At 67.0% G+C, this 12,244-nt stretch carries 14 protein-coding genes; 7 read left to right on the top strand and 7 right to left on the bottom strand.

Going from position 1 to position 12,244, the window contains the following annotated elements; translation table 11 throughout:
* Positions 1-2: 2 nt before the first annotated feature.
* Entirely contained in the window at positions 3-1,028 is a 1,026-nt protein-coding gene (locus E4341_RS11460) for a cyclopropane-fatty-acyl-phospholipid synthase family protein (RefSeq protein ID WP_165117371.1), read from the bottom strand.
* 334 nt (positions 1,029-1,362) lie between these two features.
* Here E4341_RS11460 and E4341_RS11465 point away from each other — a divergent pair, with 334 nt between their 5' ends.
* On the top strand, positions 1,363-2,088 hold the full coding sequence (locus E4341_RS11465; RefSeq protein WP_165117373.1) for a CoA transferase subunit A: 726 nt from the start codon (positions 1,363-1,365) through the stop codon (positions 2,086-2,088).
* A 2-nt stretch (positions 2,089-2,090) separates the two neighbouring features.
* The gene (locus tag E4341_RS11470) at positions 2,091-2,747 is read left to right on the top strand and encodes a 3-oxoacid CoA-transferase subunit B (protein ID WP_165117375.1); all 657 of its coding nucleotides are present in this window, start codon (positions 2,091-2,093) and stop codon (positions 2,745-2,747) included.
* On the opposite strand, the gene E4341_RS11475 is transcribed toward E4341_RS11470, so the two are convergent.
* Together E4341_RS11475 and E4341_RS11480 are read right to left on the bottom strand one after the other, a co-directional pair.
* The gene (locus E4341_RS11475) at positions 2,734-3,321 is read right to left on the bottom strand and encodes a hypothetical protein (protein ID WP_165117377.1); all 588 of its coding nucleotides are present in this window, start codon (positions 3,319-3,321) and stop codon (positions 2,734-2,736) included. The two genes, E4341_RS11470 and E4341_RS11475, sit on opposite strands and share 14 nt — an antisense overlap.
* Before the next feature lie 94 nt (positions 3,322-3,415).
* Entirely contained in the window at positions 3,416-4,183 is a 768-nt protein-coding gene (locus tag E4341_RS11480) for a hypothetical protein (protein WP_165117379.1), read from the bottom strand.
* Positions 4,184-4,259: 76 nt separating this feature from the next.
* Between E4341_RS11480 and trmFO the strand changes: the two genes are divergently transcribed.
* The gene (gene trmFO / locus E4341_RS11485) at positions 4,260-5,654 is read left to right on the top strand and encodes a methylenetetrahydrofolate--tRNA-(uracil(54)-C(5))-methyltransferase (FADH(2)-oxidizing) TrmFO (protein ID WP_165117381.1); all 1,395 of its coding nucleotides are present in this window, start codon (positions 4,260-4,262) and stop codon (positions 5,652-5,654) included.
* Positions 5,655-5,673: 19 nt separating this feature from the next.
* Here the strand turns inward: trmFO and E4341_RS11490 are convergent, their stop codons facing one another.
* Positions 5,674-6,879 carry an MFS transporter gene (locus E4341_RS11490; protein WP_205751282.1) on the bottom strand — a complete coding sequence of 402 codons (1,206 nt, stop codon included), beginning with the start codon at positions 6,877-6,879 and terminating at the stop codon, positions 5,674-5,676.
* 66 nt (positions 6,880-6,945) lie between these two features.
* On the opposite strand from E4341_RS11490, the gene E4341_RS11495 reads away from it, so the two are divergent.
* A complete protein-coding gene (locus tag E4341_RS11495) occupies positions 6,946-7,437 on the top strand; it encodes a MarR family winged helix-turn-helix transcriptional regulator (protein WP_165117383.1) in 492 nt (163 codons plus the stop codon).
* A gap of 1 nt (position 7,438) precedes the next feature.
* Here E4341_RS11495 and E4341_RS11500 read toward each other — a convergent pair whose 3' ends face one another.
* Positions 7,439-8,074 carry a squalene/phytoene synthase family protein gene (locus E4341_RS11500; protein ID WP_165117385.1) on the bottom strand — a complete coding sequence of 212 codons (636 nt, stop codon included), beginning with the start codon at positions 8,072-8,074 and terminating at the stop codon, positions 7,439-7,441.
* Positions 8,071-9,012, bottom strand: a complete 942-nt coding sequence (locus E4341_RS11505; protein ID WP_240893672.1) for a polyprenyl synthetase family protein — start codon at positions 9,010-9,012, stop codon at positions 8,071-8,073. Before E4341_RS11505 ends, E4341_RS11500 begins: the two co-directional genes overlap by 4 nt.
* Positions 9,013-9,210: 198 nt before the next feature.
* On the opposite strand from E4341_RS11505, the gene E4341_RS11510 reads away from it, so the two are divergent.
* The 3 genes from E4341_RS11510 to tgt all read left to right on the top strand — a co-directional run bounded on the left by E4341_RS11510 (position 9,211) and on the right by tgt (position 11,619).
* Positions 9,211-9,969 (top strand): tRNA1(Val) (adenine(37)-N6)-methyltransferase, encoded by a 759-nt coding sequence (locus E4341_RS11510; RefSeq protein WP_165117389.1) that lies wholly within the window; start codon positions 9,211-9,213, stop codon positions 9,967-9,969.
* 63 nt (positions 9,970-10,032) lie between these two features.
* The gene (locus E4341_RS11515; RefSeq protein ID WP_165117391.1) at positions 10,033-10,506 is read left to right on the top strand and encodes a hypothetical protein; all 474 of its coding nucleotides are present in this window, start codon (positions 10,033-10,035) and stop codon (positions 10,504-10,506) included.
* Positions 10,507-11,619, top strand: a complete 1,113-nt coding sequence (tgt, locus tag E4341_RS11520) for a tRNA guanosine(34) transglycosylase Tgt (protein ID WP_165117393.1) — start codon at positions 10,507-10,509, stop codon at positions 11,617-11,619.
* A 3-nt stretch (positions 11,620-11,622) separates the two neighbouring features.
* Here the strand turns inward: tgt and E4341_RS11525 are convergent, their stop codons facing one another.
* Positions 11,623-12,162 carry a hypothetical protein gene (locus tag E4341_RS11525; RefSeq protein WP_153923226.1) on the bottom strand — a complete coding sequence of 180 codons (540 nt, stop codon included), beginning with the start codon at positions 12,160-12,162 and terminating at the stop codon, positions 11,623-11,625.
* Between the last annotated feature and the right edge of the window lie 82 nt (positions 12,163-12,244).

Consider the following 12,244-nt stretch of genomic DNA (forward strand, 5'->3'; position numbering starts at 1 on the left):
CCTTAAGCCGGCTTCAGTCGATAGTGGCTGACCGCCCAGGTGCGGCCTTCGTCGTTTCCGAACAGACCGGCCGTCGCCAGATAGAACCGCCGCCAGCGACGGGTCCAAAGTTTGGCGTCGTCTCCATAGGTCTCACGCATCAACACCGCGATACGCGCGGCGTTCCGGTCCATGTTCGCCAGCCAATCGTTGGCGGTCTTCGCATAGTGACCGCCGTTCCAGGTCCATTCCTGCTCGACCGCGAACAGGTCCGGAAACTGTCGGATCAGGCCGTGGCTGGGCATGACCCCGCCGGTGAAAAAGTGTTGCGCGATGAAGTCGCCGCTGTCGGTATGGTCGAACCGATAGGGCGCGTCGCGGTGCGTGAAGACGTGGATGAACATCCGCCCGTCCGGCGTCAGCCAGTTTCTCGCCTTGGTCAGCAGGGCGCGCCAGTTGGCCATATGCTCGAACATCTCCACCGAGACGATGCGGTCGAAGCGCTGCTCGGTGTCGAAGGCGTTCATGTTCTGGGTGATGACCGTCAGATTGGTCAGCCCCCGCGCCGCCGCCTGGGCTTCGATATGGCCGCGCTGGCCGTGGCTGTTCGACACCGCCGTGATCTTCGAATTCGGATAGGTCTCGGCCATCCACAGCGACAGCGAGCCCCAGCCGCAGCCCATCTCCAGAATCGTCTGACCGTCCTTCAGATCGGCATGGGCGCAGGTCTCGGCCAGCGCCGCTTCTTCCGCCTGATCCAGCGTCTCGCGGCCCGTGGGATAGAGGCAGCAGGAGTATTTCAGCCGCTTGCCCAGGCACAGCTGGAAAAACTCGGGCGGCAGTTCGTAATGCTGCTGGTTCGCCGCATCCGTATGTTCGGCGATGGCGCGCTGGGCCATTTCGCGCGCAAAGGCCGCCTCGTCATGCGGGCCGTCGCGATCCAGACGCTTTCTGGCCTCCGTCACCAGGCTGTCGATCGCCGGACGCGTCACGAAGTCCGGGAACGGCGCGTCCTGAAGCTGGCGAATGGCGACATTGGTCAGGTTCATCGGCGTCCTCGATCGTCGGATCTTGCTGCAGGCTTGACGGCAATACGACGCCTCGACCCCGATGGATGCCTTCGCCCTCTTGAACGCAACCCCAAGGATGCCGACATCCGCCTCCCGCGCCGGCCGATTCCGAAGAAAGTGCACCAATTGCACCCTCTTTTTCGAACCGGGCTCGGCGTCGTTTCAGACGAATTAGACGAATTAGACTCTGTTTTTCGCCTTCACCGTCTGAAATCGCCGCGTCGCATCGACGCCGCGTCTTGCCCCCCGCCCGCCCCCGCGTTAGGCGTGGTCAAAAGCCGATATTCATCAGGCAGTGAAAAAAGGGAGAGCGATGGGAAAGATCTATGCTGACGTCACGTCCGCGCTGGAGGGCCTGACCTTCGACGGCATGACGGTCATGTCCGGCGGTTTCGGCCTGTGCGGCATCCCCGAGAACCTGATCGCCGCCCTGCGCGACAGCGGGGTCAAGGGCCTGACGGTCATCTCCAACAACGCCGGTGTCGACGGCTTCGGCCTGGGCCAACTGCTGGGCACCCGCCAGATCGCCAAGATGATCAGTTCTTATGTCGGCGAGAACAAGGAGTTCGAGCGCCAGTATCTCGCCGGCGAGCTGGAGCTTGAGTTCAACCCGCAAGGCACCCTGGCCGAGCGCATCCGCGCCGGCGGCGCCGGCATCCCCGCCTTCTTCACCGCCACCGGCGTCGGCACCCTGGTCGCCGAGGGCAAGGAAGTCCGCAACTTCAACGGCCGCGACTACGTCATGGAGACCGGCCTGATCGCCGACCTGTCCATCGTCAAGGCCTGGAAGGCCGACGAGCGCGGCAACCTGGTGTTCCGCAAGACCGCCCGCAACTTCAACCCCATGATGGCCACGGCCGGCAAGGTCACGGTCGTCGAGGTCGAAGAGATCGTCCCCGTCGGCTCGCTGGATCCCGACCACATCCACACGCCGGGCGTCTACGTCGACCGCCTGGTCCAGACCGTGTCCGAAAAGCGCATCGAACAGCGCACCGTCCGTCAACGTGCCGCCGGCGCCGCCGCCGGATCGGAGGTCTGATCATGCCCCGCACCCGCGAACAACTCGCCGAACGCGCCGCACAGGAACTGCAGGACGGCTTCTATGTGAACCTGGGCATCGGCATCCCGACCCTGGTCGCCAACTATATCCCCGCCGGCATGACCGTGACCCTGCAATCCGAGAACGGCATGCTGGGCATGGGGCCCTTCCCCTATGAGGGCGACGAGGACCCCGACCTGATCAACGCCGGCAAGCAGACGATTACCGAGATCCCGGAGTCGTCCTACTTCTCCAGCGCCGACAGCTTCGCCATGATCCGCGGCGGCCATATCAACCTGTCGATCTTGGGTGCGATGGAAGTGGCCCAGAACGGCGACATCGCCAACTGGATGATCCCCGGCAAGCTGGTGAAGGGCATGGGCGGCGCCATGGACTTGGTTGCGGGCGTCAAACGCGTGGTCGTCGTCATGGAACACGCCAACAAGCACGGCCAGTCCAAGGTCTTGAAGGAATGTAGTCTGCCCCTGACCGGCACCGGCGTCGTCAGCCGCATCATCACCGACCTGGCCACCTTCGACGTCAAGCCGGACGGCGCGGGCCTCGAGCTGATCGAACTGGCCGACGGCGTCACCCTCGACGAAGTCGCCGCCAAAACCGAGGCGGCCTATTCGGTTTCGGACAAACTCAAGACGGCCTGACTGTTGGCGGCGATGACGACGTGCCCGATGATTGCTCGACGTGAGGAGGGCACGTCGGCACGGCGTCTTCCGAAGTCTGCAATCCGCCGACTACGATCTGGATGACGGGCTCGTTCCAACGTTCGTAGCTGACCATCCCCGCGGGCACGGTGCAGACTGAGGTTTCGGCAGGCCCCCGTGCCTGCCCGCCCACATATCTGACGATGAAGCCGGAATACTTCAGGCCCTCGCCCTGACTATTCTCGACCTTCAGCACCGAACCCACATCCCGGCGCGCGTGCAGTCCAAACCTTATCGTACCGGACGCCGCCTCATTCAGCGGCCCACGTGAACCCTCGGCGGGCGGCAGGACATCGCCAATATCGATGCGGTCGACCTTGATCAGGTCGTAGGTTCCATTTGCGTTGCGACGCAGCGTCGCCCGCTCACCTATGGCGACATTGAGCGTGCCTTGCACGAAGCCGGACCGCCGACCTTCGAACTGTTGAGGTGTGGCGGGATATGCCGGCTGGGCGTCCTGCACGAGGAACCCTGTCATCAAGGCGGCCAGTAGCATGACGATCTCCAGTTGCAAGCCAGCTAGCCTGCATTGCCTCAGATCCGTCAAGCGGCAATGATTGAGAAGATCGCGCCAATGGCCGAAGGTCGATTGGGCAGCGCCGATGAGCCTAAGCGTCTAACCGGCGATAGGCGGCGCCCACAAAAGCCATCGTCAGCGGAGCCTGCAAGCCTGTCAGCACGACGGCGAAGACGATCCAGCCCGCCGTGCCAGACATAAGGCCCGCGCCCCACAGCAACACCAGCGCGATCTTCGGCGCCGCCGTAAGGACAAGCCCAACCAGCAGGGACCAGAAGCCGCCGCGCGCGATGCTCATGCTCTGCAGCGACACCATCTGCCCGCGTCCGACCGTCGCCGGCGCGAACAGGGACAGGCGCACCGCGAAGGCGATGACGGCGAACAGGGCGAAGGCCGTGACGACCGCCAGCAGGGTCAGCTTCCACGCAGGCCCCACCGCGCTCCACTGGCGCATCTCGATGGCCTGGGCGTTCAACTCGGCCATGCCGAACACGGCCAACAGGACCAGGGCCACGACCGACAGGATCATGGCGAGAAAGATCGCGCACAGCAGGCCCGCGCCCAGCAGCCGCACCTCCGGTCGTCCGAACTGCAGCCCAACCGGCCCAAGGCCCAGGCGTCGCGCCCCGGCCAGATCGTCCGTGTTGGCGATCCGCGCCAGCGCGCCCGCCAGCACCAGGGTCGAGGCCAGGGCGCACGCCGCCCAGATCAGGCCCGCTGCGCCCGCCGCCAGCGGCTTGGGGCTCCAGACCACGGCCGCCAGCACGATCGCGCCGCAAGCCCCGCGCCACAGGCGAGGCAAGGCGCGAACCGCCGCCGACAGCGTCTCGCCCAGTCGCAAAATCCGATGCTCGCTCAATCCACGCCCCCGATGACCGGCTGCGGATATAGCAGGGGGCCATGACACCGCGCCACCCGCCCGCTAGAAGGCCGCGATGAGCGCTTCCCCCTCTCCTTCCCTCATCCACGTCATCGGCGGCGGCCTGGCCGGCTCCGAGGCCGCCTGGCAGATCGCCCAGGCCGGCGTGCCCGTCGTCCTGCACGAGATGCGCGGCGTGCCTGGCGTCAAGACTGACGCCCACCACACCGATGGCCTGGCCGAGCTGGTCTGCTCCAACTCCTTCCGCTCGGACGACTGGCAGTTCAATGCGGTCGGCCTGCTGCACGCCGAGATGCGGGCGCTGGATTCGATCATCATGGCCTGCGGCGACATCAATCAGGTGCCGGCCGGCGGCGCCCTGGCTGTGGACCGCGACGCCTTCTCCCAGGCGGTGACCGCCAAACTGACCGCCCACCCCTTGGTCACCATCGTGCGCGAAGAGATCGCCGGCCTGCCGCCGCAGGCGTGGGACAATGTCATCGTCGCCACCGGCCCCCTGACCTCCCCCGCCCTGGCCGACGCCATCCTGAAGGCGACGGGCGAAGAGTCCTTGAGCTTCTTCGACGCCATCGCCCCCATCGTTCACGCCGACTCGATCGACTTCGACATCGCGTGGCGTCAGTCGCGCTATGACAAGGAAGGTCCGGGCGGCGACGCCGCCGCCTACGTCAACTGCCCGATGGACAAGGCGCAGTACGAGGCCTTCATCGACGCCCTGCTGAGTGGTCCCAAGGCTGAGTTCAAGGAGTGGGAGCACGTCCCCTATTTCGACGGCTGCCTGCCCATCGAGGTCATGGCCGAGCGTGGTCGCGAGACCCTGCGGCACGGCCCGATGAAGCCGGTCGGCCTGACCAATCCGCGCGACCCGCTGGTCAAGGCCTACGCCATCGTCCAGCTTCGCCAGGACAATGCGCTGGGCACTTTGTTCAACATGGTCGGCTTCCAGACCAAGCTGAAGCACGGGGCGCAGGCCGAGGTCTTCCGCATGATCCCGGGGCTTCAGAACGCCCAGTTCGCGCGCCTGGGCGGTCTGCACCGGAACACCTATCTGAACAGTCCCCAGTTGCTGGATAAGCAACTGCGGCTGAAGGCCATGCCGCGCCTGCGCTTCGCCGGACAGGTGACGGGGGTGGAAGGCTATGTCGAGAGCGCCGCCATGGGCCTGCTGACCGGCCGCCTCGCCGCCGCGCAAGCGCTGGGTCGCGACCTGGCCCCGCCGCCGCCCGAGACCGCCATGGGCGCCCTGGTCGAGCACATCACCGGGGGGCATCTGGCAGGATCGAAGTTCCAGCCGATGAACATCAACTACGGCCTACTGCCGCCGCTGGAAGCGCCCAAGGTCGACGAAGCCGGCGTCAAGATCCCGCTCAAGGAACGCGGCCGCGCCAAGAAGCGCCTGATGAGCCTCCGGGCGATGGAAAGTCTGAAGGCTTGGCGCGACGCGGGCTGATTTCTGAGGGCCGGGTCGCTCAGCGCAGCTTGGACAGGCCCGGCCGGAACCCCAGCGTCATCACCCCCAGCAGGATGACGCCCACGCCCATCAGCACCCAGGCCTGGGTAAGGTCGGCCATGTGGTCGCGCAGCAGGCCGGCGCCCAGCGGCGACAGGCTGGCGATGATGTAACCGCCGCCCTGGACGAAGGCGAGCAGATCGCCGGACCGCGCGGGATCGTCGATCTGATCCATCGCCAGGATCAAGCTGAGCGGGAAGATCGCGCCGATGCCAAGGCCCAAAACGATCACGATCGGCACGGCCATGTTGAGGGGCGCGACCAGGAGCCCGGCCAAACCGGCCAGGGCCAGCACCAGCGCCGTCAGGATTGGTCCGCGCCGATCCGGGAAGCGGCCGATGGTCAGGGACACCAGCAGGCCGGCCGTCACCTCCGCAGCCGTCATGCCGCTGAGCAGATAGCCGGCCGTCGCCCTCGGCTGGCCGAGGTCGATATAGAAGGGCGGCAGCCAGGCCAGCATCAATGTATAGGCCGAGGTCCCCAGGCCCATGATCAGGATCAGCCGCCACGCCCGCCCCTGACGCCAGAAAGGCAGCTCCGGGTCCGTCGCCTCGACCACTGCGGCGCGGTTCGGCTCTTCGGCTGCGGGGTCGCGTGACGCCGCCAGCCAGACCAATGCTGCGACAAAGGCCGGCGCGCTCCACAGCGCCAGCGTCCCGGCCCAGCCGATCGTCTCGGCCAGACCGGCCGCTGTGGCCGCCGCGACGGCGGCGCCGCCCATGATGCCGGTGGTGTAGAGCGCCATGACCGTGCCGAACTGCAACGGAAATGCCCGTTTGATGACGACCGGCGCCAAGGCCTGGATCAAGGCGACGCCGACGCCGACGACCACGGCGCTGGCGATCAGGCCGGTCGCGCCGGTGAGCACCACCCGCACCAGGCAGGCCCCGCCGATCAGAAGCGCGCCCAGCAAGATCCCGCGCCGCTCGCCCAACCGCCGACGCAGCGGGCGGATCGACAGGGCGCCCAGACCGATCATCAGCACGGGCAAGGTGGTCAGCAGGCTGGCGGCGGTCGAACCCATGCCCGTCGCGCGCTCGATCAGATCCAGCAGCGGCCCCACCGCCGCCATCGCCGGCCGCAGATTCAGCGCCAGGGCGACGATGGCCGCCAGCAACAGCAGCGAAGCGCCGCGCGCGGGCGTGGCGTCAGATCGTGCGGTCATGGTGGGGACTCCGACTGAAAATCGCGCTAGTCTCTCGACCTCAAGTATCTCGATGTCAAGATAACCATGCCCGATAGAGCTTCTCGCGCCGCCGCCCAATGGGCCGTGCAACGCCCCGACCTGGACATGCTGCCGATGGAGGTGCTGGGACGCCTGAACGAGGCATCGCAACTGGTGATCCGCGAGCGCCAGACGCCGCTGTTTGCGCGCTATGGTTTGCAGCACGGCGAGTTCGATGTGCTGGCGACGCTGCGCCGATCGGGCGAACGCGAGGGCCTGACGCCGACGGCGCTATTCGAGGCAGCGATGATGTCGTCTGGCGGCATGACCGCGCGGATCGACCGGCTGGAAAAGGCGGGCTGGGTCGAGCGGCGCCCGCATCCAAGCGACCGACGGGCGACCCTGGTCCGTCTCACGGACAAGGGTTTCGACCTGATCGAGACGATCATGCCCAGCCACCAGGAGACGGCCAAAGAGGCCTTGAGCGGCCTGTCGAGAGAGCATCAAAAAACGCTGAATGCCCTGCTGACCCGCTTGATCGCCGGCTTGAACGGCTAGGTCAGATCCGGCCGCGCAGCACGGACCAAAGCAGGCGCAGCCGCTTCAGCGGCTCCGGCCGGTCCGGATCGGTCAGGGCGGTGTGAGCTACGGCCGGGAAACCGGCAGGCGGCAGGCGTTTCAGCGCCTTATTAGCGACAGCTCTCAGGGACGCCGCCTCCTGGCGCCGGCCGGTCTGCGTCAGCCCCCAGACGCGGGCCGCATCGGTAACGGCGGCGTCATGCCCCTGCCCTGCCAGCACGCGCGTCGCAACCTGCATCGGGCCGACGTAGAAGGCGTCCAGATCGTGCGGCTGTTCGCGCACCCGGCCGATGTGGGCGTCGATCAAGGCGTCGAACCGCGCGCGGTCCAGGCCGTGACGCGCGACAAGTTCAGTCAGGGACTCCAGCACCGGATGGCCCTTGCGCGGCACGCCGGCGAAGACGCCGTCCATCTGTTCCGCCCACCAGGTGTAGCGCATCTCGGCCAGGAGCGGCTGGGTCACGCGCGTTGGGATGCTCATCAGCTCGGCTTCAAAGGCATACAGCGTGATCAGGTCGGCGCGGGCGCGGTCGTCCGCGACCAGGCGGCTGGACAGCCAGCGGTCGAGGTCGGCGGTGCGGACCTGTTGGTCGAGCGTATCCGCAGTCTCGGTCAAGCGGCGCGCGACACCGCGAAATCGGCCAGGTCTTCCAGCGCGGCGCGCCAGTCGCTGGACGGCAGGACCGACAGGGCGGCCTTGGCCTGATCGGCATAGTCGCCAGCCAGGTCCAGGGTCGCGCCGATGGCGCCCGAGCCGATGATGAGTTCGCGCGCGCGGGTGAAATCTTCGGGGGTCCGCTCGCCCTTGGTCACGGTGCGTTCCCAGAAGGCTTCCTCGCGGCCGCGCGTGCGGGCGACCGCCAGAAGCAGCGGCAAGGTCGCCTTGCCCTCGTTGAAATCGTCGCCGGCGTTTTTGCCAAGGGCCTCGGCCGTCGCGCCGTAGTCCAGGGCGTCGTCGGCCAGTTGGAAGGCGATGCCCAACGCCATGCCATAGTCGCGCAGGGCTTTGATCGCTGCCGGATCGGCCCCGGCGCCCACCGCGCCCGCCTCGGCGGCCGCGGCGAACAGTTCGGCGGTCTTGGCCGAGATGATTTGCAGATAGGTGGCCTGGTCCAGATTGAGGTCGTGGGCGCGCGTCAGCTGCAGCACTTCGCCCTCGGAGATCACCCGTGACGCCTCGGCCAGAATGCCCAGGGCGCGCATCGAATCCGTCTCGACCATCAGTTCGAAGGCGCGGGCGAACAGGAAGTCTCCGACCAGGACGCTGGTGGGCGCGCCCCAGATCAGGTGGGCCGCGACCTTGCCGCGACGCAGTTCGGATGCATCGACGATGTCGTCATGCAGCAAGGTAGCGGTGTGGATGAACTCGACCGCAGCCGCCAGTTTGCGCGGCGCGAGGATATCGTCGGTCGCGCCCACGGCGCGCGCCGCGGCGACGGTCATCAGGGGGCGCAGACGCTTTCCGCCCGCCGACACCAGATGTTCGGCCAGTTTCGGAATGATCGGCACGTCGGACTGCATCCGATCCAGGATCAGCGAGTCCACGGCCGCCATATCGACCTCAGCCAGCCGCACAAGGGCGTTGACGTCCCCCTTCGGGCGGTGAGCGGCGGCGATGGCGACGTCCAAACGAATACTCTTTCACTGGCGCGGCGGGCCGCGGGAATGGCTTTTTGCGGCCGGGCCGGCTTGCCCCCGCGAGTTGCGGCGCACAATGATGTTCGGCCCCTTGAGGGTCAAGGAGATTGAGGCTTGGAGCCGGTCGAAACCCTGCCGACGACGATCGTCGAGAACGGCCTGTTGAACGGCCGGGTGCGCTTGCGTCAGCCCGCGCGCGGCTATCGCGCCGGGATGGATGCGGCTTTGCTGGCGGCGGCGGTCCCGGCCGAGGCGGGCCAGAGCCTGATCGAGGCGGGCTGCGGAGCGGGCGCGGTCCTTATGCAGATCGCGGCGCGACGGCCGGGCGTGACCCTGACGGGCGTGGAGCGCGATCCGGCGATGGCGGCGCTGGCGACCGAGAACGCGACGCTGAATGGCGCAGCTGGATCAGCTATGATTCGTCAGGGCGACGTGGCGGCGGGGTTTCGGGCCCTGGGCGTGGAGCAGGCCGACTGGGCCATATCCAATCCGCCGTTCTTCGATGACGCCACGGCGTTGCGCGCCCCGGCCGAGGGCAAGCGGGGCGCCTGGATGGCCGACGACGGGTTGAAGGCGTGGACCGATTTCCTGCTGAAGGCGGTGAAGGAAGGCGGACGCATCGTGGTCGTTCACCGCGCCGACCGACTGGCTGATCTGCTGGCTCTACTGGGCGAAAAGGCAGGGTCGTTCGCCGTGCGGCCCATCCATCCCTTCGCGGACGAGCCGGCCAAGCGGGTGCTGGTGCACGCCATAAAGACCGGGCGCGCGCCGCTGCGTCTGCTGCCGCCGCTGATCCTGCACGACCGCGACGGCGGCAAGCACACCTCCCAGGCCGAGGCCATCCTGCGCGGCGAGGCGTCGCTGGGATGGTGATCGGGTGGTCAATCGCGACCGGAACGCCTAAATGCCGCCTCCTGACGAAATCGAGCCCGCCCCGTGTCACCCGACGACCTTCCGCATGATCTTCAAGACGGCCTGATCGCCGTCGGCGAGGCCGCGCGCGATCTGCGCGAGCCGTGGTGGATCTTCGGCGGGGCGGCGATGGCGCTCTATGGTCTGACCGACATCCATGTGCCCGACATCGACGTGCTGTGCGCGCCGCGGGATGCGCGCAGCCTGCTGGGCGCGCTGGGCGGCGTGGTGATACCCGATCCGGGCGAAGGTCTGTTCCGCTCCGCCGTTTTCGGGCGCGCGCCGGATCAGCCGATCTTGGTCGAGATCATGGCCGATCTGGAGACCCGCGACGGCGGCGACTGGACCCCGGTCGCCTTCGGCTCGCGCCGCCGCGTCTTCGTCGAGGACACGCCCCTGTTCGTCCCGGACATCCGGGACCACATCGCCCTGTATCGCCTGTTCGGCCGCCCCAAGGATCTGGCGCGCGTCGAACAGCTTGAACGACTGATCGCCTGAATGCCTTTCCCCTTCCAGATTTCCGCCACCGAGGGCCGCGCCCGCACCGGGATGCTGAAGACATCGCGCGGCGACATCCGCACCCCCGCCTTCATGCCGGTCGGCACCGCCGCCACGGTCAAGGCCATGACGGTGGATCAGGTCAAGGCGACCGGCGCCGACATCCTGCTGGGCAACACCTATCACCTGATGCTGCGCCCCGGCCCCGAACGGATGGAGCGTCTGGGCGGGCTTCACAGGTTCATGGGCTGGGACAAGCCGATTCTGACCGACAGCGGCGGGTTCCAGGTCATGTCCCTGGCCGGCATCTCCAAGGTCAAGGAGGAGGCCGTGACCTTCTCCAGCCACATCGACGGCTCCAAACACGTTCTGACGCCCGAGCGGTCGATCGAAATCCAGGCCGACCGGATTGGCGCCGACATCTCGATGCAGTTGGACCAGTGCGTCGCCTATCCGGCCGAGAAGGACGCAGCCAGAAAGGCGATGGAGCTGTCGATCCGCTGGGGTGCGCGGTCCAAGGCCCGGTTCGGCGAGCGTGAAAACCAGGCCCTGTTCGGCATCCAGCAGGGATCCACCTTCGAGGACTTGCGACGCCAGTCATCGGAGCAACTGCAAGAAATCGGCTTCGACGGCTACGCCATCGGCGGCCTGGCGGTCGGCGAAGGCCACCAAGCCATGTGCGAGGTGCTGAACTATGCGCCCGAAATGCTGCCGGCCGACCGTCCGCGCTATCTGATGGGCGTGGGCAAGCCGGTCGACCTGGTCGAGGCGGTGTATCGCGGCGTGGACATGTTCGACTGCGTCCTGCCGACCCGCGCCGGCCGTCACGGTCAGGCCTGGACCTGGGATGGCCCGCTCAACCTGAAGAACGCCCGCTTCGCCGAGGATCAGGACGCGCTGGACCCGACCATCGACGGCCCATCATCGTCGTATTCGAAGGCCTATCTGCACCACCTGATCCGCGCCGACGAAATCCTCGGGAAGGTGCTGCTGAGCTGGCACAACATCGCCTTTTATCAGGCGTTGACGGCGGCCATGCGTGCGGCGATTTCCGAGGGTCGGTTCGAACAGTTCAGGCGCGACTTCCACGCCCGCCACACGTCGAACGGCTGACGCCTAGGGATGCGGTCTGAACCAGCTGGGCGCCGCCGGCGGCGCGCAGTTCCGCTGCATGCCCATCCCCTTCAGGAAGGCGCGGCGCATCCGGCCGGACTGGATGGCCGATTGAACGTGCTTTGAGTGCTGTTCGGCGCCGCTCAGTCGACGAATCCAGTTTCGGCCGGGAATAAAGTCGGTCGTCGTGTCACGAATGGCGTTCAGCGCCGCCCTGGCCGCCGCATCCGCCGCCCGCTCGCTGAGATAGGAGCCGTCCTGACGCGGCGGTTCGTCCGTGTCGGGTCCCAGCGCCTCGTCCAACCGTGCGACCTCTGCGCCGATGGTCGTGCACTGATTCAGATTGCGCAGATCGTAGGGATTGGCTTCGGCCTGAAGCAGCACCGTCGGGATCATCTGACGACGCAGGTTGAAGTCTTCCAGCGGCGCCGTCGCCGCCGCCGCGAAGCCTGCCCCGACCTGTTCGGCGCCGCCCATCGCCGACCGACCGGCATTGCAACCGGAAAGCGCAACAAGACTGACTGCGAGAAGAAGGCGTTTCATGGGTTGGCTTAGACCACGCCTAGGCTGGCGATTAAAGCGTAGCGGCGGAAGCGGTCGGTAACGAAGAATTCTCTGATTTTAG

Origin of the sequence: Brevundimonas sp. 'scallop' (assembly GCF_011045535.1) — a bacterium.
GTDB lineage: Bacteria > Pseudomonadota > Alphaproteobacteria > Caulobacterales > Caulobacteraceae > Brevundimonas > Brevundimonas vesicularis.

Bases quoted from the DNA above. Each gene is read 5' to 3' on its own strand.
- E4341_RS11465 (WP_165117373.1), top strand. From the start codon at position 1,363: ATGGGAAAGATCTATGCTGACGTCACGTCCGCGCTGGAGGGCCTGACC.
- E4341_RS11505 (WP_240893672.1), bottom strand. From the start codon at position 9,012: ATGGCGGCCGTGGACTCGCTGATCCTGGATCGGATGCAGTCCGACGTG.
- E4341_RS11495 (WP_165117383.1), top strand. From the start codon at position 6,946: ATGCCCGATAGAGCTTCTCGCGCCGCCGCCCAATGGGCCGTGCAACGC.
- E4341_RS11470 (WP_165117375.1), top strand. From the start codon at position 2,091: ATGCCCCGCACCCGCGAACAACTCGCCGAACGCGCCGCACAGGAACTG.
- tgt (WP_165117393.1), top strand. From the start codon at position 10,507: ATGCCTTTCCCCTTCCAGATTTCCGCCACCGAGGGCCGCGCCCGCACC.
- E4341_RS11490 (WP_205751282.1), bottom strand. From the start codon at position 6,879: ATGACCGCACGATCTGACGCCACGCCCGCGCGCGGCGCTTCGCTGCTG.
- E4341_RS11460 (WP_165117371.1), bottom strand. From the start codon at position 1,028: ATGAACCTGACCAATGTCGCCATTCGCCAGCTTCAGGACGCGCCGTTC.
- E4341_RS11525 (WP_153923226.1), bottom strand. From the start codon at position 12,162: ATGAAACGCCTTCTTCTCGCAGTCAGTCTTGTTGCGCTTTCCGGTTGC.
- trmFO (WP_165117381.1), top strand. From the start codon at position 4,260: ATGAGCGCTTCCCCCTCTCCTTCCCTCATCCACGTCATCGGCGGCGGC.